Annotated in this window: 21 protein-coding genes; 7 read left to right on the forward strand and 14 right to left on the reverse strand. The window is 69.9% G+C overall.

Annotated elements, in window-relative coordinates; translation table 11 throughout:
• Positions 1–6: 6 nt before the first annotated feature.
• From ACLF6J_RS09240 to fdxA, 3 genes are read right to left on the reverse strand one after another with little or no spacing between them, the layout of a single operon-like run.
• Positions 7–516, reverse strand: a complete 510-nt coding sequence (locus tag ACLF6J_RS09240) for a flavin reductase family protein (protein ID WP_047524867.1) — start codon at positions 514–516, stop codon at positions 7–9.
• Positions 513–1,871 carry an FAD-dependent oxidoreductase gene (locus ACLF6J_RS09245; RefSeq protein ID WP_134352806.1) on the reverse strand — a complete coding sequence of 453 codons (1,359 nt, stop codon included), beginning with the start codon at positions 1,869–1,871 and terminating at the stop codon, positions 513–515. Before ACLF6J_RS09245 ends, ACLF6J_RS09240 begins: the two co-directional genes overlap by 4 nt.
• Entirely contained in the window at positions 1,868–2,194 is a 327-nt protein-coding gene (gene fdxA, locus ACLF6J_RS09250; RefSeq protein WP_047524864.1) for a ferredoxin, read from the reverse strand. The genes ACLF6J_RS09245 and fdxA overlap by 4 nt, the downstream gene beginning before the upstream one ends.
• A gap of 76 nt (positions 2,195–2,270) precedes the next feature.
• Here fdxA and soxR point away from each other — a divergent pair, with 76 nt between their 5' ends.
• Positions 2,271–2,720: a redox-sensitive transcriptional activator SoxR gene (gene soxR, locus ACLF6J_RS09255; protein WP_047524863.1), complete on the forward strand. Its 450-nt coding sequence runs from the start codon at positions 2,271–2,273 to the stop codon at positions 2,718–2,720.
• A 201-nt stretch (positions 2,721–2,921) separates the two neighbouring features.
• Here the strand turns inward: soxR and ACLF6J_RS09260 are convergent, their stop codons facing one another.
• The 6 genes from ACLF6J_RS09260 to ACLF6J_RS09285 all read right to left on the reverse strand — a co-directional run bounded on the left by ACLF6J_RS09260 (position 2,922) and on the right by ACLF6J_RS09285 (position 10,698).
• Positions 2,922–5,168 carry a glycoside hydrolase family 3 N-terminal domain-containing protein gene (locus ACLF6J_RS09260; protein WP_208526504.1) on the reverse strand — a complete coding sequence of 749 codons (2,247 nt, stop codon included), beginning with the start codon at positions 5,166–5,168 and terminating at the stop codon, positions 2,922–2,924.
• Positions 5,168–6,259, reverse strand: coding sequence for an ABC transporter permease (locus ACLF6J_RS09265; protein WP_244093576.1), 1,092 nt, complete (start codon positions 6,257–6,259; stop codon positions 5,168–5,170). Before ACLF6J_RS09265 ends, ACLF6J_RS09260 begins: the two co-directional genes overlap by 1 nt.
• 1 nt (position 6,260) lies before the next feature.
• Positions 6,261–7,346, reverse strand: coding sequence for an ABC transporter permease (locus ACLF6J_RS09270; RefSeq protein ID WP_047522919.1), 1,086 nt, complete (start codon positions 7,344–7,346; stop codon positions 6,261–6,263).
• Positions 7,343–8,143, reverse strand: coding sequence for an ABC transporter ATP-binding protein (locus ACLF6J_RS09275; protein WP_134352805.1), 801 nt, complete (start codon positions 8,141–8,143; stop codon positions 7,343–7,345). Before ACLF6J_RS09275 ends, ACLF6J_RS09270 begins: the two co-directional genes overlap by 4 nt.
• Positions 8,140–8,964: an ABC transporter ATP-binding protein gene (locus tag ACLF6J_RS09280; protein ID WP_134352804.1), complete on the reverse strand. Its 825-nt coding sequence runs from the start codon at positions 8,962–8,964 to the stop codon at positions 8,140–8,142. The genes ACLF6J_RS09275 and ACLF6J_RS09280 overlap by 4 nt, the downstream gene beginning before the upstream one ends.
• Positions 8,965–9,030: 66 nt before the next feature.
• The gene (locus ACLF6J_RS09285) at positions 9,031–10,698 is read right to left on the reverse strand and encodes an ABC transporter substrate-binding protein (RefSeq protein ID WP_134352803.1); all 1,668 of its coding nucleotides are present in this window, start codon (positions 10,696–10,698) and stop codon (positions 9,031–9,033) included.
• A gap of 154 nt (positions 10,699–10,852) precedes the next feature.
• Between ACLF6J_RS09285 and ACLF6J_RS09290 the strand changes: the two genes are divergently transcribed.
• Together ACLF6J_RS09290 and ACLF6J_RS09295 are read left to right on the forward strand one after the other, a co-directional pair.
• Positions 10,853–11,506, forward strand: a complete 654-nt coding sequence (locus ACLF6J_RS09290; RefSeq protein ID WP_134352802.1) for a TetR/AcrR family transcriptional regulator — start codon at positions 10,853–10,855, stop codon at positions 11,504–11,506.
• Between the two features lie 31 nt (positions 11,507–11,537).
• Positions 11,538–12,752 (forward strand): amidohydrolase, encoded by a 1,215-nt coding sequence (locus tag ACLF6J_RS09295; protein WP_131492042.1) that lies wholly within the window; start codon positions 11,538–11,540, stop codon positions 12,750–12,752.
• A 114-nt stretch (positions 12,753–12,866) separates the two neighbouring features.
• On the opposite strand, the gene moaA is transcribed toward ACLF6J_RS09295, so the two are convergent.
• The 5 genes from moaA to ACLF6J_RS09320 all read right to left on the reverse strand — a co-directional run bounded on the left by moaA (position 12,867) and on the right by ACLF6J_RS09320 (position 17,134).
• On the reverse strand, positions 12,867–13,961 hold the full coding sequence (moaA, locus tag ACLF6J_RS09300; RefSeq protein ID WP_134352801.1) for a GTP 3',8-cyclase MoaA: 1,095 nt from the start codon (positions 13,959–13,961) through the stop codon (positions 12,867–12,869).
• A 114-nt stretch (positions 13,962–14,075) separates the two neighbouring features.
• Complete coding sequence (locus ACLF6J_RS09305) at positions 14,076–15,182, reverse strand: ABC transporter ATP-binding protein (protein WP_134352800.1); 1,107 nt, start codon at positions 15,180–15,182, stop codon at positions 14,076–14,078.
• A complete protein-coding gene (gene modB / locus ACLF6J_RS09310) occupies positions 15,179–15,967 on the reverse strand; it encodes a molybdate ABC transporter permease subunit (RefSeq protein WP_134352799.1) in 789 nt (262 codons plus the stop codon). The genes ACLF6J_RS09305 and modB overlap by 4 nt, the downstream gene beginning before the upstream one ends.
• A complete protein-coding gene (gene modA, locus ACLF6J_RS09315; RefSeq protein WP_166804689.1) occupies positions 15,964–16,728 on the reverse strand; it encodes a molybdate ABC transporter substrate-binding protein in 765 nt (254 codons plus the stop codon). Before modA ends, modB begins: the two co-directional genes overlap by 4 nt.
• A gap of 13 nt (positions 16,729–16,741) precedes the next feature.
• Positions 16,742–17,134 (reverse strand): TOBE domain-containing protein, encoded by a 393-nt coding sequence (locus ACLF6J_RS09320; RefSeq protein WP_047522928.1) that lies wholly within the window; start codon positions 17,132–17,134, stop codon positions 16,742–16,744.
• A 95-nt stretch (positions 17,135–17,229) separates the two neighbouring features.
• On the opposite strand from ACLF6J_RS09320, the gene ACLF6J_RS09325 reads away from it, so the two are divergent.
• The 4 genes from ACLF6J_RS09325 to ACLF6J_RS09340 are packed head-to-tail and all read left to right on the forward strand — an operon-like array spanning position 17,230 to position 19,968.
• Entirely contained in the window at positions 17,230–18,015 is a 786-nt protein-coding gene (locus ACLF6J_RS09325) for a HesA/MoeB/ThiF family protein (RefSeq protein ID WP_134352797.1), read from the forward strand.
• Positions 18,012–19,247 carry a gephyrin-like molybdotransferase Glp gene (gene glp / locus ACLF6J_RS09330; RefSeq protein WP_134352796.1) on the forward strand — a complete coding sequence of 412 codons (1,236 nt, stop codon included), beginning with the start codon at positions 18,012–18,014 and terminating at the stop codon, positions 19,245–19,247. Before ACLF6J_RS09325 ends, glp begins: the two co-directional genes overlap by 4 nt.
• Positions 19,244–19,738, forward strand: coding sequence for a cyclic pyranopterin monophosphate synthase MoaC (gene moaC, locus ACLF6J_RS09335; protein WP_131492032.1), 495 nt, complete (start codon positions 19,244–19,246; stop codon positions 19,736–19,738). Before glp ends, moaC begins: the two co-directional genes overlap by 4 nt.
• Positions 19,735–19,968, forward strand: coding sequence for a MoaD/ThiS family protein (locus tag ACLF6J_RS09340; RefSeq protein ID WP_047522933.1), 234 nt, complete (start codon positions 19,735–19,737; stop codon positions 19,966–19,968). The genes moaC and ACLF6J_RS09340 overlap by 4 nt, the downstream gene beginning before the upstream one ends.
• Positions 19,969–20,116: the final 148 nt, after the last annotated feature.

The following is a 20,116-nucleotide window of genomic DNA, read 5'->3' on the forward strand; positions in this document are numbered from 1 at the left end:
TTCCTTTCAGTGGTGGGGGTCGTGCGGGAGAGCGTGGAAGCGACGGTCGAGGTACACGAGCGGACGCCCCTGCGGTCCGGCGATGACGTCGAGCACCTCGGCGATCACCACCGTCGACGAACCGACGGCCACGGTCTGCAGTGCACGGCAGCGCAGGGCGGCGCGCGCGGAGGCGAGGTACGGTTCTCCGGTGTCGAGCTCCGACCAGCCCTGTTCCGCGGTGAAGCGTTCGGAGCCGCTGACGGCGAAGCTCTGCGCGAGGGCGGAGTGCTCGTCGTCGATGAGATGCACGACGAAAGTGTCCGCACCGAGGATCGCCCCGGCCGACCCGGTCGCCCTGGTGACCGAGAACACGATCGCCGCAGGGTCGACGGCCACCGAGGCGACGCTCGACGCCGTGAGGCCGACCGGACCGGCCGGCGTGGACGCCGTGATGATCGCGACGCCCGCGGGGTGCGTACGGAAAGCGTCCTTGAGCCGGTCGCCGACCGGTGTGGGTATGGGTGTCGCGGTCATCGTCCGGCCTCCGTCATCTGCTCCTGCTTCGCATGCCTCAGCATCTCGTCGCGCTCGACGAGTTTGGTCCGCTCGCGACCGCGGTCGGCTCCGGCGCTGCGCTCCGCCGCGTCGATGCGCAGCCATCCGTCGAAGTCGACGGCGTGCCCGAGGTGGGCGATCGGGTCATCCCCGCGCACGACCTCCTCGGCGGCCTCGAGATCCTCGACGACGTGCCGCACGGTCTGAGCGGCATCCGACTTCGTCGAGCCGATGAGCCCGACCGGTCCGCGCTTGATCCACCCCGTCGCGTACAGGCGCGGGATCGGCTCGCCGGCTGCGTCCAGGACGCGCCCCTCGGCGTGCGGCACGACCCCGAGCTCGTCGTCGAAGGGCACCCCGGCCACGGGCGTCGAGCGGTAACCCACAGCGCGGTAGACCGCCCCGACGTCATAACGCCGCAGTTCGCCGGTGCCCACCATGCGGCCCAGCTCATCCGACGCGGTCCGCTCCATCTCGATGCCGGCGACTCGTCCGGTGCCCAGCAGACGGACGGGTCGCTGCCGCAGGTGCAGGTGGATGCGGCGAGCGGCGGTGCGGCCGGCCGGATCGAGCGCGGCCCACTCGGTCAGGGTGCGCACGATGATGCGGCGCTGCGAGAACTGCGCGATCATCCGCTCGGCATGCGCGTCGAGTGCGAGTTCGTCCGGATCGACGATCACATCGACGTCATCCTGCTCGGCGAGCTCGCGCAGTTCCAGCGGAGAGAAGCGCACGTCGGCCGGCCCCCGACGCGCGAACAGGTGCACATCCCGCAGGGGGCTGGCGCCGAGCTGGTCGAGCACGGCATCCGGGGTGTCGGTGTGCGTCAGCGCGGAGGCGTGCGTGGCGAGGATCCGCGTCACGTCGAGCGCGACGTTGCCCGCACCGAGCACCGCGACCGACTCGGCGGCGAGCGGCCAGGTGCGCGGGGCATCGGGGTGCCCGTCGTACCACGCGACGAAGTCCGCGGCACCGAAAGAGCCGGGAAGGTCGATACCGGGGATGTCGAGGCGGACGTCGAGGTCGGCCCCCGTCGCCACGATCACCCCGTCGTATGCCGCACGCAGCTCATCGATCCCGATGTCACCCCCGACGTCGACGTTGCAGCGCAGGCGGATGCGCGGGTGGACGAGCACCTCGTGCAGCGCATCCGTGATCTTGCGGATCCGCGGGTGATCGGGGGCGACCCCGTAGCGCACGAGACCGTACGGTGCCGGGAGCTTCTCGAAGAGGTCGATCGACGCGGTCGGCACACGATCGAGCAGGATGTCGGCGGCGTAGATGCCCGCGGGGCCCGCTCCGACGATGGCGATCCGGGGTTCGGCGACCGTCATGCGTGTTCCCCTTGGGGAGCCAGCGCGGCGATGACCGGGTGGTCGAACGCGAGCATGCCCGTCTTCGCGGCGCCTCCGGGGGAGCCGATCTCGTCGAAGAACTCGACGTTGGCCTTGTAGTAGTCCTGCCACTCCTCGGGGAGATCGTCTTCGTAGAAGATCGCCTCGACCGGGCACACCGGCTCGCAGGCACCGCAGTCGACGCATTCGTCCGGATGGATGTAGAGCGAGCGCTCACCCTCGTAGATGCAGTCGACGGGACACTCATCGATGCAGGCCTTGTCCTTCACATCGACGCACGGCAGGGCGATGACGTAGGTCATCGGGGGGTCTTCTCTCGGGTCACGCAGTCCACCGTAAAACCTCAAGTACACTTGAGGTCAAATCGAGGAGGCCCGGATGAGCCCGCACGCACCCGACGAACCGCTGACGATCGGCGAGATGACCCGACGCACCGGAGTCGCCGCGTCCGCCCTGCACTTCTACGAGACGCTCGGGCTCATCGCGTCCACCCGCACCCCCGGCAACCAGCGCCGCTACGCCCGGCACATGCTGCGCCGCGTCTCCCTGATCACGGTCGCCAAGCGCCTCGGCATCCCGCTGTCCGACGTGCAGGCGGCCTTCGCCGACGTGCCGCTGACCGAGACCCCGAGCCACGCCGACTGGCAGCGGGCATCCCGACGTTGGAAGCGCGAACTCGAGAAGCGCCGCGAGGGCATCGAGCGCCTCGAACGCGAGCTCACCGGATGCATCGGCTGCGGCTGCCTGTCGATGAAGGCCTGCGGCCTGCTCAACCCCGACGACGCGCTCGGCACCCAGGGCTCAGGTCCCCGCCGCCTCGACGCCTAGCCCCCTCCCCCCCCCCCCCTCTCCCCCCACGCCCCCTCTCCCCCCACGCCCCCTCTCCCCCCACTCCCCCCCCAGGTCGAGACCCCCGCTGGTCGTCGACACCCCCGTGCACAGACGCCTGTGGGAGGGGGTGCCGACGACCGGCGGGGGTCTCGGCGAGAAGGAACCAGGAACCAGGAACCAGGAACCAGGAACCAGGAACTACACGACCTCGAAGTCCGCGGCGAGGAGCACGTCGTCGCGCGAGCTGGGGCCGACCAACAGCTCGAACGCGCCGGCCTCGACCAGACGCGTGCCCGCGGCATCCACGATCGTGCAGTCGGCGACCGGCAACTCCACACGCACGCGCGCGGACTCCCCGGGTGCGAGTTCGACCTGGCGATAGGCCTTGAGCTCCTTGTCGGTCCAGCTCACGCTGGTCACCGCATCGCGCACATACACCTGCACGGTCTCGCGCACCGGCCGCGTGCCCGTGTTTGCCACCGTGACCCGGCCGACGATCGTGTCCGTCTCCTCCAGCGAGGTCGCCTCGAGCTCCAGGTCGGAGTACTCGACGGTCGTGTACGACAGTCCCTCACCGAACGCCCACGTCGGTGACTGCGTGAGGTCGGCGTACCGGTCGCCGTGCTGTCCGCGGATCTGGTTGTAGTACGTCGGCTGCTGGCCCACGTGCCGGGCGAACGAGATGGGCAGGCGGCCCGACGGCTCGACCGCGCCGGAGATGATCTCGGCGAGCGCACGCCCGCCCTGCATGCCGGGGTTCGCCGCCCAGATCACGGCGGCAGCCTTCGACGCGGATGCCGGGAGCACGAGCGGCTTGGAGGCAAGCAGCACCACCACGACGGGCTTCCCCGTCGCGATGAGCGCATCGATCAAGGCGTTCTGCCCGCCGATGAGCTCCAGCGTCGCGGTGGAGCGCCCCTCGCCGACGAGCTCGATCCGGTCCCCCACCACGGCCACGACGACGTCCGCATCGGCTGCCGCGGCGACGGCCTCGGCGATCAGCTCGGCATCCGGGGCGCAGGGCTGCACGACCGGTGGACGTGGCTGCTTGTCGGGGAAGAACGGTCCCTGCGGGTCTTCCTGAAGGGTGAGGATGTCCGCGCCCCGGGCGTGCGTGACCGTCCAGCCGTCGACCGCGCGCAGTCCGTCGAGCACGGTCGTGATCATCTCGCGGGGCTGACCGTCGAGCCACCCGGCTTGCCCCGATCCCCCGGCCCAGTCGCCGAGCTGCGTCTGCGCGTCGTCCGCCAGAGGACCGACCACGGCCACCCGCACCGGGGCGGCGGCGTCGAGCGGCAGGAGGCCGTCGTTCTCGAGCAGCACGATCGACCGGCGTGCCGTCTCCAGGTTCAGCTCCGCGTGCGCGGCGCTGCCGACCACCTCGTCGAGCCCCGCACCGGGGAGGCGCGGGTTCTCGAAGAGGCCGAGCTCGAACTTGAGGGTGAGGATGCGCGCCGCGGCCGCATCGAACGCGTCCTCCGGGAGCATGCCCGCAGCGACCGCGTCCAGGGCACCTTCGTAGAACCCCGGCGTGGTCATGATCATGTCGTTTCCGGCCCGCACGGCCGCGGCGGCCGCATGCGTGATGTCGGGCTGGATCCGCTGCTCCCACACCATCCGTCCGACGTTGTCCCAGTCCGTGATGAGGGTGCCGGTGTACCCCCACTCCCCGCGCAGGACGTCGCTGAGCAGCCAGTCGTTGGTGGTGATCGGCACCCCGTCGGTGGTCTGGTAGCCGAGCATGAAGGTGCGGCAGCCCTCGCGGGCGACGCGCTCGAACGGAGGCAGGAACCAGGAGCGGAGCTTGCGCCGCGAGATGTCGGCCTCGCTGGCATCGCGTCCGCCCTGGGTCTCGGAGTATCCGGCGAAGTGCTTGGCCGTCGCGAGGATCGCCGTCGGGTCGTCGAGCCCCTCCCCCTGGTATCCGCGCACCATCGCGGAGGCGAGTTCCCCGATCAGGAACGGATCCTCACCGAAGGTCTCGCTGATGCGGCCCCACCGCAGGTCGCGGGCGATGCACAGCACCGGCGAGAACGTCCAGTGGATGCCGGTGATCGCGACCTCCTCGGCCGTCGCGCGGGCCACGCGTTCGAGCAGATCGGGGTCCCACGTCGCGGCCATGCCGAGCTGCGTGGGATAGATCGTCGCCCCGGGCCAGAACGAGTGCCCGTGGATGCAGTCCTCGCCCACCAGCAGCGGGATGCGGAGGCGGGTCTGCGCCGTGAGCTGGTTCGCGCGCAGGATCCGCTCGGGCGAGGTGTGCAGGATCGAGCCCGCGTGGCGGCGTGCGACGTGATCGTCGAGGTCGTCGCGGGCGTCGAGCTGCAGCATCTGCCCGACCTTCTCCTCGAGCGTCATACGGCCGAGGAGGTCGGCCACACGTTCAGGGATCGAGAGCGCGGGGTCCTGGTACGGGAGCTGGGTGGTCAGAGTCTGAGAGGTCATCACGGGGTGTTCCGGGTCGAAGTCGGCGAGGGATCGGAGTTCTTCTGCGGCAGGGGCACGCTGCGGACGGCCGTGACGGCGTCGTTCACGTTCAGCCCCTTCTTCTTCATGGCCCTGGCCCGCTCGCCCGCCGAACGCAGGCGCGGGTTGACGTACTCGTCGATGCCGAAGTTGATGAGCGAGAGGGCGACGCCGATGATGGCGATGCAGAGTCCGGCCGGCACGTACCACCACCACAGGCGCGGGAAGGCGCCGTTCTGCTGGGCCCAGAACAGGATGGTCCCCCAGTTCAGGTTGCTCACCGGGATCACCCCGATGAAGGCCAGCGTGGTGAGACCGAGGATCGCGGCGGTCACGGTACCGACGAAGCTCGAAGCGATCAGGGCCATGAGGTTGGGCAGCATCTCGACCGTGATGATCCGGCGCAGAGGCTCGCCGTTGGCGCGGGCGGCCTGGATGAAGTCACGGTTGCGCAGCGACATCGTCTGGGCACGGAGCACGCGCGCACCCCATGCCCAGCCCGTGATGCCGAGCACGGCGGCGATCACGATCAGCGGCGGGTTGTCGAACTGCGAGGCGATGATGATGATGAGCGGGATACCCGGGATCACCAGGAACACGTTGGTCAGCGCCGACAGCGATTCGCTCTTCCAGCCGCGCACATAGCCGGCGATCACCCCGATCGTGATCGCGATGATCGTGGCGATGAAGGCTGCGAGGAAGCCGACGACGATGACGCCGCGCGTGCCGTAGATGATCTGGCTCAGCACGTCCTCGCCCATGTGCGTCGTCCCCAGCCAGTGCTCCCACGAAGGAGGCTGCCGGAGCGCCGTGCGATCCTTCTGAGTCGGTCCGTACGGGGCGATCCACGGAGCGAGGATCGCGACGAGCACGAACACACCGAGGATGATCAGCCCGGCGATCGACTTGGGGTTGCGGAACATCGCGAACGCCTGACCCAGCTGCGACCAGAAGGTCTTGCGCGGTGGCGCGGCGGCCGACCGCGTGCGCAGCGTGGCGGTCTCGGGCATGCCGGAGACGACGGCCGACCCGTCGGGTGCGGTGCTCTCGGTGGTGGTGGGAACGGTCATGTCAGGACTCCATCTGGCGGGTGCGCGGATCGAGGTAGGCGTAGACGACATCCGCGAGGATGTTGGCCACGAGCACCGACAGGGTGATCACGAGGAACACGCCCTGCATGAGGGCGAAGTCCTTGGCGTTGGTCGCATCGAGCAGGAGCTTGCCCACGCCCGGATAGCTGAAGACCATCTCCATCACGATCGTGCCGCCGACGATGAAGCCGATCGACAGCGCGAAGCTCTGGATCTGCGGCAGCACCGCGTTGCGGGCGGCATAGCCCCACAGCACGCGCTTGTTGGGCATGCCCTTGGCCTGGGCCACCGTGATGTAGTCATCGTCGAGCACGGTCAGCATCATGTTGCGCATGCCGAGCACCCATCCGCCGAGCGAGGCGACCACGATCGTCAGGGCGGGCAGGGTGCCGTGCATGATCACCTGACCGATGAAGTCAAAGCTCCACTCCGGGGACTGCCCCTTGTCGTAGGCGTGCGAGGAGGGGAACCACTTCAGGGTCGACGAGAAGATCGCGATCGCGATGAGCCCGAGCCAGAAGTAGGGGATCGTGTTGAAGAAGGTCGTCACGGGGATGATCGCGTCGAGCCTGCTGCCGCGCTTCCATCCGACGACGGCACCGGCGATCGTGCCGATCGTGAAGGAGATGATCGTCGCGATGCCGACCAGCCCGAGCGTCCACGGCAGTGCCGACGCGAGCACCTCGGCGACCGGCCGCAGCCCGTGCAGCGTCGAGATGCCGAGGTCGCCGCGCAGCAGCATCCCCCAGTACTCGAGGTACTGCTGCCAGATCGACTTGTCGGTGTCGATGCCGAGCAGGATGCGTAGCGCTTCCTCAGCCTCCGGGCTCACGCTGCGGTTGCGCGCGAGGTAGGAGCTGACCGCGTCGCCCTTCATGAGGCGCGGGAGGAAGAAGTTGATCGTGATGGCCGCCCAGAGCGTGAACAGGTAGAACCCGGCACGCCCGGCGAAGAAGCGCCACGGGATCTTCCGGCGTCCGCGTTCCGCGACGGTCGCCGTGGTGCCGACCTCGAGGGCGTCGCGGGACGCGAGCTCGTCGTCGAGCCGGGGGAGAGCGGCGCTCACAGCGCACCTCCCATCGAGGTCGCGAAGTGTTTGTCCGGGTCGGGCGACGCGGCGCGCAGCTCCCGCGTGTACGGATCCTGCGGGTTGAGGATCACCTCGTCAGCGGCGCCGTACTCCACGACCCGGCCCTGGTTGAGGACCATGATCTCGTCGCTGAAGTGACGGGCGGTGGCGAGGTCATGGGTGATGTAGAGCACGCCGAGCCCCTCCTCACGTTGCAGGTCGGCGAGCAGGTTCAGCACACCGAGGCGGATCGAGACGTCGAGCATCGACACGGGCTCGTCGGCGACGAGGAGCGAAGGGCGGGACGCGAGGGCACGGGCGATGGCCACCCGCTGTCGCTGCCCGCCGGAGAGCTCGTGCGGACGCCGGTCGATCACGGTGTCCGGGTCGAGCCGGACCCTGCTGAGCAGACGGCGCACCTCGTCCTCGGTCTCCCCCTTGGGCACCACGTCATCGAGGCGGATCGGCCGCTCCAGGTGGTAACGGATCGAGTGGTAAGGGTTGAGGGAGGCGAACGGGTCCTGGAACACCATGCGCAACTGCTGCCGGTACTTCCGCAGCCCCTTGCCGCGGCGCGGGATCGGCACGCCGTCGAGCAGCACCTGTCCACTGGTCGGGGTCTCGAGCTGGGTGAGGATCTTCGCGATCGTGGACTTGCCGCTGCCGGACTGACCGACCAGGCCGATCGTCTGCCCGGAGGTCAGCGTGAAGCTCACATCGTCGAGCGCTTTGAGCTGGCCGGCACCGCGGACGTTGTACGTCTTCGTGATGTTCCGGAATTCGAGGGTGGTCATCGCACCAGCACCCCTCTCTCCCCGGTCAGCCGGGGGAACGACGACAGCAGTGTCTTCGTGTAGTCGTGCTCGGGCCGCGTCCAGATGCGCTCGGCGGTGGCGAGCTCGATGATCTCGCCCTCCCGCATGATCGCGACCCGGTCGCTGATCTCCAGGAGGAGGGGGAGGTCGTGGGTGATGAAGATCACCGAGAAGCCGAACTCGTGCCGCAGCTGCGAGATCTGCGTGAGGATCTCGCGCTGCACCAGCACGTCGAGGGCGGTGGTCGGCTCGTCCATGACCATCAGCTGCGGGCGCAGCGCGAGGGCCATCGCGATCATGACGCGCTGACGCATACCGCCGGAGAGTTCATGGGGGAAGGAGCGGATGCGCTGTCGCCCGACCTTGACGATCTCGAGCAGCTCCTCGGCCTCGGCATGCCGCTGCCGGCGGTTCATGTCGGGGCGATGGATCTCGAAGACGTCTTCCAGCTGCGAGCCGATCGTCGCGACCGGGTTCAGGGCGTTCATCGCGCCCTGGAACACCATCGAGACCTTGTCCCAACGGAACCGCTGCATCGCGTCCACGTCGAGCGCGTCGATGTCGATGTCGACGCCGGTCGCATCGTGGAAGGTCACACTGCCGCCGGTGATCACGGCCGGCGCACGCAACAGGCGCTGGACTCCGTAGGCGAGTGTGGTCTTGCCGCACCCGCTCTCACCGGCGAGACCGAGGATCTCGCCGCGCTGCAGTTCGAGGTTCACGTTCTTCACCGCCTCGACGGGCGGATCGACGTCGTACACGACCGAGAAGTCGCGCACGCTGAGGAGAGGGTCTGGCATGGTGATGTCTTTCGTCGGCGGAGAAGGGGAGCCCGGGGTCGTTCACCCGGGCTCCCCACCCGGTGCTTACTCGGCGGGCTTCAGCTTCGTGAGGATCTGCACGATGTTCTGCTGCGTCGGGTCGGCCGACGCGTACGGGTCCTCCTCCGAGGGCCATCCGACGTAGTTGCGGGTGTTGAACTCGCCCAGCAGCGGGTGCGCCCCCAGCGGGATGGCCGGCACCTGCTCGGCGAAGATCGTCTGCAACGTGTCGAGTGCCGCGGTGCGCTCCTCATCCGACGACGCGTTCGCGTAGGAGTTCAGGGCTGCCGTCGCCTCCGGGTCGTCGAAGCGACCGAAGTTGAAGCCGGCCTTGCCGTCCGAGATCCAGCGCGGGTCCATGGTCGAGGTGTAGAGGCCGTAGGCGGTCCCGCTGTCCTCGAGCCAGTGGATGATCGCGGAGAACGTGCCGTTGTCGCGAGGATCGGCCCAGCCGCCCCAGTCGGGCATGTCGATCTTGACCTCGGCGCCGATGGCCTCGGTCACGTCTTCGGCGATGAGCTCCTGCGCGGTGTTCCAGTCGCTCCAACCCGAGGGGACCGACAGCGTGAACGACACGGGGGCGCCGTCGGGGTCGATCAGCGCGTCGTCCTTCCAGGTGTAGCCGGCGGTCTCGAGCAGGTCGCGGGCCTTCTCTGCATCGACCGAGTAGTCCACGTCCGTGAACTCGGGCTGGATCTCGTCTTCGAGGATCGACGAGAGGCCGGTGACCGACCACACGGCCTCGCTGGCACCCTCGCGGGCGATGTCGACGTAGGCGTCGCGGTCAATCACCCAGGCGAGCGCCTGGCGGAAGGCCGGGTCGTCGAACGGCTTCTGCTGCAGGTTCATGAACAGCGTCGCCGAACCGGTGGTGGGAGCGGCCCAGAACTTGTTGTGCTCGGGGTCGACCGACAGGAACTGCTCCTCGATCTGCGGGATGAACGCCTGCGCCCAGTCGGCGTCTCCGTTGGCGAGAGCGGTGGTCAGCGCCGTGTTGTCGCCGTAGGAGACGTAGTGCAGCTCGGGAACGGCCAGATCGCCACCCCAGTAGTCGTCGCGGGCGTCGAGGGTGACCGACTCGGTCGACCAGTTCGAGAGGACGTAGGGTCCGGTACCCACCAGGTCGTCGCCCTTGACGGGGTCGGTGGCCGGGTCGTCGAGGTTCTCCCAGATGTGCTTCGGCACGATCGGCACGTGCAGGGCGCGGGCCTGGTTGACGTACTTCGACGCGGCGAAGGTCAGCACGACCTTGTCGCCGTCGACCGCAGCGCTGTCGAGCTGGAGGCCCGCGGTGTCGAGGGCGGGGGTGGAGGCGAGCTCGTAGGAGTAGACGATGTCATCGGCGGTGAAGGGCTCGCCGTCGCTCCAGGAGACGTCGGCGCGGGGAACGACCGTGAGCACCGTGTAGTCGTCGTTCCATTCCAGGCTGTCGGCGAGCCACGGGGTGACGCCACGGTCGCCGGTCTGGTTCACGAGGGCGAGGGTCTCGAATATCACCTTGCCGTAGCCGTACTTCGAGGCGGACGAGTCGCCGACGTAGGGGTTGTTCGATTCGGTGGTGATCGCGCCGTCGGGCTTCGCGATCGTGAGCGAGGCGGAACCGGCACCGCTGCCGGACTCGTCGCCCCCTCCTCCTGCGGAGCATCCGGCGAGGGCCGAGATACCGAAGGCGGTGATCGCGGTCGCCGCGATCAGAGATTTCCTGAGCTTCATTGCTTCTCCTTGGGCACGGTCTTTGTGCTGCGGCACCGGCGGAGGATGCTGCGCCGGTCTGGTGTGATTCGCTTACTGTCGAGAAAGTAAGTTTCAGTGAGGTTACCGAGTAGTAAGTTAGATCGCAAGCACGGCTGGCGATGGAGGAACGGCGATGGCAGACAGCGACCAGACGGTGCGCGTGCGCCCCGCGACGCTCGCGAAACGCGAGCAGATCCTCAAGGCGGCCATCGAGATCTTCGGGAACAAGGGATCGACGAACGGCACACTGGCCGACGTCGCGGAACAGGTCGGCATCACGCACGCCGGCGTGCTCCACCACTTCGGGTCGAAGCAGAAGCTGCTGCTCGAGGTGCTCGCCTACCGCGATCAGGACGACGTGGCGGGGCTCGCGCAGAAGCACATCCCCGGCGGACCGGAGCTGTTCCTGCACCTCGTGCGCACCGCGTTCACGAATGCGAAGCGCCCCGGCATCGTGCAGGCGTACACGGTGCTCTCCGCGGAATCCGTGACCGATGACCATCCGTCGCGCCCGTTCTTCGAAGAGCGCTACACGACGCTTCGCCGCGAGGTGACGGACGCCTTCCACGAGCTGTGCGCCCAGGAGGGCGTGAGCGATCCGCGCAGCATCGCCGACGCGGCCGCCGCGATCCTGGCCGTGATGGACGGCCTGCAGTTGCAGTGGCTCCTGCATCCGGAGGTCGTGGAGCTCGGCGAGACGAGCGAGTTCGCGATCCGCGCCATCGTCAACGCCGTGCTGCATCCCGGGCCGGAGCTGGAGACCTACGCGCACGACACGGACGGCTGACGCCCCCGACACGCCCGACTAGGCTCGGGCCATGACGATCGACCTCGAAGCGCTCTACATCGACCTGCACCAGCACCCCGAGCTCTCGTTCCAGGAGACACGCACCGCGGGCATCGCCGCCCGTCATCTGCGCGATCTCGGCCTCGAGGTGGAGGAGGGCGTCGGGGTCACCGGGGTCGTGGGCCTTCTCCGCAACGGCGATGGCCCCGTCGTGTGGGTGCGCGCCGACATGGACGCTCTCCCGGTCGAGGAGCAGACCGGCCTCTCGTATGCGAGTACCGCGAAGGGCGTCGACCCCGCGGGCACCACCGTCCCCGTCATGCACGCCTGTGGCCACGACATGCACGTCACCGCCATGATCGGCGCCGTGGAGAGGCTCGTCGCGGAGCGCTCCGACTGGTCGGGAACCCTCGTCGTGCTGATCCAGCCCGCCGAGGAGTACGGGGCCGGGGCGCGCGCCATGCTCGACGACGGCATCCTCGACCGCTACCCCCGTCCCGACATCGTGCTCGGCCAGCACGTGACCCCACTCCCGGCCGGCATCGTCGGGGTGCGCAGCGGGACGCAGATGGCCGCCTCCGACGGGCTCACCGTGACCCTGCACGGCCGCGGCGGACACGGCTCTCGCCCGCACGCCACGATCGACCCGGTGGTGATGGCCGCGGCGACCGTGATGCGCCTGCAGACCATCGCCTCGCGCGAGATCGATCCGCAGGGCGTCGCGGTCGTGACCGTCGGCTCGATCCATGCCGGGCTCAAGAACAACATCATCCCGGCCGAGGCGAAGCTCGAGCTCAGCCTGCGCTACCCGAACGAGGAAGCACGCGAGAAGGTGCTCGCGAGCGTGGAGCGCATCGTGCGGGCCGAAGCCACCGCATCCGGGGCCGAGCGTGAGCCGGAGATCCGCACCGACCACACCCTGCCCGCCACGATCAACGATGAGGATGCCACGGCCCGCGTCACGACCGCGATCCAGCGGGCCCTCGGCGAGGCGTCCGTCATCGACCCCGGCATGTTCACCGGCAGCGAGGACGTGTCCTGGTTCGCGCGCGACGCCGGCGTGCCGCTCGTGTTCTGGTTCTGGGGCGGCGTCGACCCCGCGCGGTTCGCCGAGGCGGTCGCCGCGGGTCGACTCGAGCAGGACATCCCGACGAACCACTCGCCGTTCTTCGCGCCCGAGATCCACCCGACGATCGAGGTCGGCGTGACCGCCCTGTCGGCCGCGGCCCGGGAGTTCCTGGACTGAGCGCGTTCACAACTCCTCAGAATCGTTCGGCCTCGGCTCGTATGGCCCGTTCGCCCCGCGGAACGAGCGTTCTCTGAGGAGTTGCGCACACCGCCGCTCCGCAGCGCAGTCGGCTCAGCCGCCGATCGCGTTCATGCCGCGCGCCGGTTGCAGGAACGAGGGGTCGTTGATCGCGTGCCCCGGGAGCTTGCCGTGCACACAGGAGCGCAGCATCTCGGCGATCCCGGCGGAGCGTGCACCCGGAGCAGAGGCCGACTCCCCGCGCAGCACCTCGATGAGGTCGTACTCGACGTTCGAGAACAGGCAGTTGCGCAGCTGGCCGTCGGCGGTCAGGCGCAGACGGTCGCACGCACCGCAGAACGGGGCGGTGACCGAGGCGATCACCCCGACCTCGTGCGGTCCGCCGTCGATCCGCCACTTCTCTGCAGGTGCTCCCCCACGCCCTTCGACCGGATCGAGATGCCAGCGCTCCCCCAGCGACGCGAGGATCTCCTCGCGTGTGACCATGGATGCCCGGTCCCAGGTGTGTCCGGCGTCGAGCGGCATCTGTTCGATGAAGCGCAGCTGCGCGCCCACACCCATCGCGAACTCCACGAGATCGACCAGCTCGTCGTCGTTGACGCCGCGCATCGCGACCGCATTGAGCTTGAGCGGACGGAGCTCCGAGGCCGCAGCCGCGGCGATGCCCTCGAACACGTCGTCGAGGCGGTCACGGCGGGTCAGGTCGGCGAAGCGCTGACGGTTCACCGTGTCGATGCTGATGTTGAGGCGCGTGAGTCCGGCCTCGATCAGCGCCGGGAGTTTCTGGGCGAGGCTGATGCCGTTGGTCGTCATGGCGACCTCGACGGGTCCGTCCTCGCCTTGGATGCGGGAGACGCGTCGCACGACCTCGACGATGTCGGCCCTCAGGAGCGGTTCGCCACCGGTGAGGCGGAACGTGCGGATGCCGAGCGCGGCGGCCACCTCGGCGACCTCGACGATCTCATCCGTGGAGAGGATGCTCGTGCGGGCGAGCCACTCGTTCCCCTGCTCCGGCATGCAGTACGTGCAGCGCAGCGAGCAGCGGTCGGTCAGCGAGATGCGCAGATCCCGGTGCACCCGGCCGTGCGTGTCGACGAGACCTGCTTCGACGGCGGCGTGGCCAGGGCTCTGCGCCGTCGAACCGGCGTGCGGCGGGCGCACACCGATCACCACCGGCACGGCCGTCATCGCGCTCCGCCACTCCCCGTCATCGTTCGAGACTAACCCGCCGCTTCCCCCCTCGGGGCCGAAACACCCTTCGTTCCCGTCGCGATATGGCAGCCCATATGCGCGTGAGGGCTGTCATATCGCGACGGGAGCGACGGAGGCGACGGACGCGGGGACGAACCGCACGCCGGCAGGATCGACGCGCAGGTGCACCTCGTCGCCCACCACGAGGTCGACGGCGTCCGCCAGCGAGGTGTCGACCTGACAGTGCTCGGTGTGCAGGCGGACTCCCGTGAGGATGGGCTCGAGTCGGAGGATCCGGCTGGACCACGCGTGCGGGTCGTCAGCTCGCTCGATGCGCACCGCGGCGGGACGGAACACCGCGGCGAGCGGTGAGCCATCGACCGCGGCGAGCGCGAGCGACTCGGCATCCGTGCTTCCGAGACGCAGACCTCCCCCGCGCCAGCCCCCGTCCGCGGCGACGCCCACCAGCCGGTTGACACCTGCGATCGCAGCGATGAAGCCCGAAACGGGTGCCGACAGCACCTCGCGGACGGGCCCGTGCTGCGTGACCCGCCCCGCCTCGATCACCAGGAGCCGATCGGCGAGGGCGACGGCGTCCGCAGCATCGTGCGTGACCGCGATCGTGGTGATCCCCGCCAGCTGATCACGCAGCATCTGTCGGATGTCGCCGGCCGTCGCCGGATCGAGCGCGACCAGCGGTTCGTCGAGCAGCACGGCGCGCGGAGATGCGGCGAGCGCTCGGGCGACCGCGACGCGCTGCCCCTCGCCACCGGAGAGCTCGCGCGGCATCCGGTCCCCCGCCCCCGGAAGTCCGACGCGTGCGAGCCATTCATCGGCCGAGTCGCGTGCCACGCGAAGGTCCTGCCCAGCGGCACGAGGGCCGAAGGCGACGTTCTCGCGCACGGACAAGTGGGGGAACAGCCGCGCTTCCTGCCCGAGCAGCACGATGCCGCGGTTCATGGGAGCTGTCCGCACACGAGGTGTGGCCACGCGGTCGACCACGCGTCCCGCGACCTCGATCGCCCCGGCGGTCAGCGGCTCGAGCCCCGCGAGCGCCTGCAGCAGAGTCGACTTGCCCGCGCCGCTCGGCCCCATGATGGCGACGGTCTCCCCTACCGAGACCTGCACCGAGACGTCGACGGCGAAGTGCTCACGGTCGACCACGACGTGCGCACGCAGGCCTCCGCCGCCGACAGCCCGGCCCGTCGAGGAGGTCATCGCGTCGCCCCCGGCCGCCAGCCGCGCACGAGCAGCAGCACGACGATCGCCGTGGCGAGCAGCAGCAGCGCGAGGGCGACCGCCGTGCCCTGCGACACTCCGGCCCCGTTGAACGCGGTGTAGATCGCGAGCGGCATGGTCTGGGTGACGCCCGGCCGGTTCCCTGCGAACAGGGCCGTCGCACCGAACTCGCCGATGGCCCGCGCGAAGCACAGGACGACACCCGCGACGATGCCCGGCGCGGCCAACGGCAGGGTGATCCGTCGCAGGATCGTCCATCGTCCGGCGCCGAGGGCCGCCGCCGTGCGCTCGTAGTCCACGCCCGAGGTGCGTACCGCACCCTCGACGGCCAGCACGAGGAACGGCAGCGCGACGAACGTCTGCGCCAAGATGACGGCCGGCGTGCTGAAGGAGAGGCCGAGCCCACCGAGCCAGCCCGCACGTCCGAACAGGTACAGCAGCGCGACACCGCCCACCATCGGCGGCAGCACCAGCGGAACCGTGACGACCGCGCGGAGTACGGCAGCCAGCCGCGGCCCGGAGCGGGCGATCCACAGCGCGAGCGGTACGCCGATCAGGATGCACAGCACCGTGGCCACCAGGCCGGTACCGAGCGAGAGCGTGAGCGCAGAGATCGCGGCCTCCGAGGTCACGTCCGCGAGGAACGTCGACCACTGCACGCGCGCGACGAGCGCGGTGAGCGGCAGGATCAGGAACGCCAGGCCGACCAGGGCCGGTACGGCGAGTGCACGGGGCGCGTACCCTCGATCACCTCCCCCGCTCATGGTGCTCCGAAGCCGAAGTCGGCCAGGATGCTGCGCCCCGCATCCGACCGCACGAACGCCACGAATGCCTCGGCCGCCGTGGCGTTCGGAGCATCGGAGAGCACGGCGATCGGGTAGTGGTTGACGACCTCGTCAGCGCCGTCCGGCACGATCACCTCGACGTCGCCGCGGCCGATCACGTCGGTGGCGTACACGAGCCCGGCGTCGGCTTCGGACGCGGCGACCTTCGTGAGCACGGCCGTCACGTTCTGCTCGAGGCTCGCCGGGTCGACCGTGACCTCGGCCGCGGACAGCAGCGTCGCGGAAGCCGCACCGCACGGCACCTCCGGCGCACACAGCACGGTGGTGACGTCGGCGAGATCCGCCAGCGCCTCGACGTCACCCGGGTTTCCGGACGGAACCACGATCACCAGGGTGTTGGATGCGAACAGCGCGGGCTCAGCCACGACGTCCGCCGCCTTCGCCATGTTCGCCTCGTCGGCCGAAGCGAACACATCGGCGGGAGCACCTTCGAGGATCTGGGTGACGAGCGTCGAAGAACCGTCGTACACCGGACGGAACCGCACGTCCGGGTTCTCGGCCATGAAGGCCTCCCCGATCGCATCGAAGGCTCCGGCGAGGGATGCCGCGGCGTAGACCGTGAGCTCGCCGCGCATGCCATCCGTGGCCCCCGACGGTGAGGGCGTGTCCTCAGCTGTGCCCGCACAGCCCGTGAGCACGAGGCAGGCAGCGGCGAGGAGAGCGAGCGTGGAGCGGCGCATCAGGCGGTTCATGTCAGCCGTTCGGGATCTCGACGACGACCTGGGTCGCCTTGACGGAAGCGGTGGCGAGGGAGCCGACCTCGAGCCGCAGATCCCGCGCCGCCTCGGACGACATCAGCGACACCACACGATGCGGTCCGGACTGGATGTCGACCTGCGCCATCAGGCCTTCGACCTGCACGCGCGTGACGATGCCGACGAAGCGGTTGCGCGCACTGGAGAGCACATCTCCGGCGTTCCTCGCCTCCTCCGCGAGCTCGACCGCGCGCGCCGCGAGGGCATCACCGGGGATCTCGGCCGGTGTCGCATCCGTCACCGGAAGCAGTCCCTGATCGATCCAGCGACGGACGGTGTCATCGCTCACGCCGAGCAACTGCGCGGCACGGGCGATCCGGTAGGTCTGCATGCGAAGAATCTACCGCAGATGCGGAGTTTTCCGGAGGCTTAATCCGCTTTCACGGTCATCGCCCTCCTCCGGGAGGAGGGGCATACGCTGAATCCATGCAGCCCCTCGTCGCCCCGGCCGCCGCGCTCGCCCCGGAAGAGCTCATCCGCACGGCCCGGCACGCGGTGCTCGCCGGCATCGGCGAAGAAGGTCAGCGCCGCCTCAACGCCGCTCACGTCACGGTCGTCGGCGCCGGCGGGCTCGGCTCCCCTGCCCTGCTCGCCCTGGCCGCCGCAGGTATCGGCAGCCTCACGGTGATCGACGACGACGTCGTGGAGCTGACCAACCTGCAGCGCCAGCTGGCGCACCGCGTGGAGGACATCGGCACGCCCAAGACCGCCTCCGCCGCCCGAGCCATCACGGCTCTCGCCCCGCAGACCGTCGTGACCCCGGTGCCGGAACGCCTCGACGCGGCCAACGCCGCCCGCCTGCTCGCGGGAGCCGACGTGGTGGTCGACACGAGCGATTCCTTCGCGACCCGCCGCGATGTGGCCGCGGCGACCGAGAAGCTCGGACTTCCCCTGGTCTGGGGCGCGGTGCAGGAGTGGCATGCGCAGGCGACCGTGTTCTGGTCGGACCCACCGGCGGGCGAGCCGGTCGTGCTCGCCGACCTCTTCCCGCCCGGCACCGAGGGGGAACCGCCCAGCTGCGCCCAGGTCGGCGTGCTCGGAGCGCTGTGCGTGCAGGTCGGCGGGATGCTGGCGGGTGAGGTGATCAAGCTGGTGACCGGGGCCGGCGAACCGCTGCTCGGACGACTCGCCATGATCGATGCGCTCACCTCCCGCCAACACGAGATCGCGATCCGCCCGGCGTCCACGACCTCGACGGCGGTGCACGCATGACCGGCCGCCGCACGGTCGAGGAGCAGCTCGACCGTGTGCTCGGCGCCATCCGCCTGGTCGGCAACGAGGCTCTCCCGGTGACGGATGCCGCAGGACGCACGCTCGCCGCGCCCGCGGTCGCCGCCCACGACATCCCCCTCTTCGACAACTCCGCGATGGATGGGTTCGCCGTGCGCGGTGCCGACGTCGCGGAGGCCTCCGAGGAGAATCCGGTCACCCTGCGCGTGGTCGCCGACCTTCCCGCCGGAGTGGCCCTCGATCCTCCGCTCGGGTCCGGCGAAGCCGCCCGCATCATGACCGGATCCCCCACCCCCACCGACGCCGACGTGATCGTGCCCTTCGAGGACACGGCCGGCGGGCTCGCCGACTCCCTCGATGGGGTGACGGTGCTGCGTGCCCCGTCGAAGCCCGGTGTGTTCGTGCGCCGACGCGGGGCCGACCTGCACGCCGGCGACGAGGTCGTGCCCGCCGGGGAACGTCTGGGGCCCTTCCAACTCGCGTCCGCGGTCGCTGCCGGTGTCGCCGAGGTGTGGGTGACGCGGGCTCCGCGCGTGGCCGTGGTGTCGACCGGGAGCGAGCTGCTCGCGCCGGGCGAGACCCCCACCCGCGGCCGCATCCCCGACTCGAACGGCCCCCTGCTCGCGCAGCTGGTCGCCGAGGCCGACGCCGAGGTGGTGCTGGTCGCACGCGTTCCGGATGCGGCCGGCGCCGTCAGGACCGTGACGGCCGAAGCCACAGCCCTCGGCGCCGACGTGATCGTCTTCACCGGCGGGGTGAGCGCGGGAGCCTACGAGCCGGTACGCGGGGCCTTCGACGGCGGCGGACAGGTCGAGTTCAGCGCGGTATCCATGCAGCCGGGCAAGCCGCAGGCCTTCGGGGTGCTCGATGACGGATGCGTGGTGTTCGGACTCCCGGGGAACCCCGTCAGCGTGGCGGTGTCGTTCGAGGTGTTCGTGCGCCCCGCCCTGCTCGCGATGCAGGGCCGCACCCTCATCCACCGCCCGCGTTCGCCCTTCACCGCCGATGCGTCCTGGACACCCCCGCCCGGCCGCCGCCAGTACCTTCCGGCCGTCGTCGACCTCGCCACGCGCACCGTGCGTCCGGCGACCGCCGGCGGGTCGGGATCGCATCTCGTGGGCGGACTCGCGCGTGCCCACGCGTTCGCGATCGTCCCGGCGGAGGTCGAGTCCGTGGCCGTGGGCGATGTGATCGATGTCATGCTGGTCGGATGAGCTTCCCCCACCTTGACGCCGGCGGCCGTGCACACATGGTCGATGTGACCGCGAAGCAGCCGACCGTGCGCACCGCGACCGCCCGCGGTTTCGTGCGCTGCAGCGCCGACGTGATCACCGCCCTCCGCGACGGCACCGTGCCGAAGGGCGACGTGCTCGCGGTGGCGCGCATCGCCGGCATCCAGGCGGCCAAGTCCACGCCCTCCCTGCTGCCGCTCGCGCACGTGATCGGGGTGCACCGGGCGAGCATCGAGCTGGACGTCGTCGACGACGGCGTGCGCATCGAGGCGACCGTGGGCACCGCCGACCGCACCGGGGTCGAGATGGAGGCGCTCACTGCCGTCTCGGTCACCGCACTGGCGATCGTCGACATGATCAAGGGCGTCGACCGCGCGGTCACGATCGAGGACGTGCGCATCGTGGCGAAGTCCGGCGGCCGCTCCGGCGACTGGGTGCGTCCCGGCGAGCCCGCCCCCGGAGCCGACCGATGACACGCGTGCGCTACTTCGCCGCGGCCGCCGAGGCCGCAGGCACCGACGCAGAGGAGCGCGCCGAGCACTCCCTCCTGGAGCTGCGCACCGCCGTCGTCGCCGAGCACCCGGCACTGGCCGACATCCTGCCGCGCTGCGCGGTGCTCGTCGACGGCGTACGCACCGACGGCGACCTCTCCCTCGACGACGCCGAGCTCATCGACGTCCTCCCGCCCTTCGCGGGCGGCTGACCACGCGCCACCTGCAGGACCGCCGGCCACCCGCATGACCGTCTGCCGGTGTTTCCTCCTGCATACGGCAGAACCTCATGCAAGTGACGCGTCGAGAACGGCGCTGACGCGTCGAGAACGGCAGGTGACGCGTCGAGAACGGCAGCTG

The organism is Microbacterium sp. IO18, assembly GCF_049099505.1.
Lineage (GTDB): Bacteria > Actinomycetota > Actinomycetes > Actinomycetales > Microbacteriaceae > Microbacterium > Microbacterium aurugineum.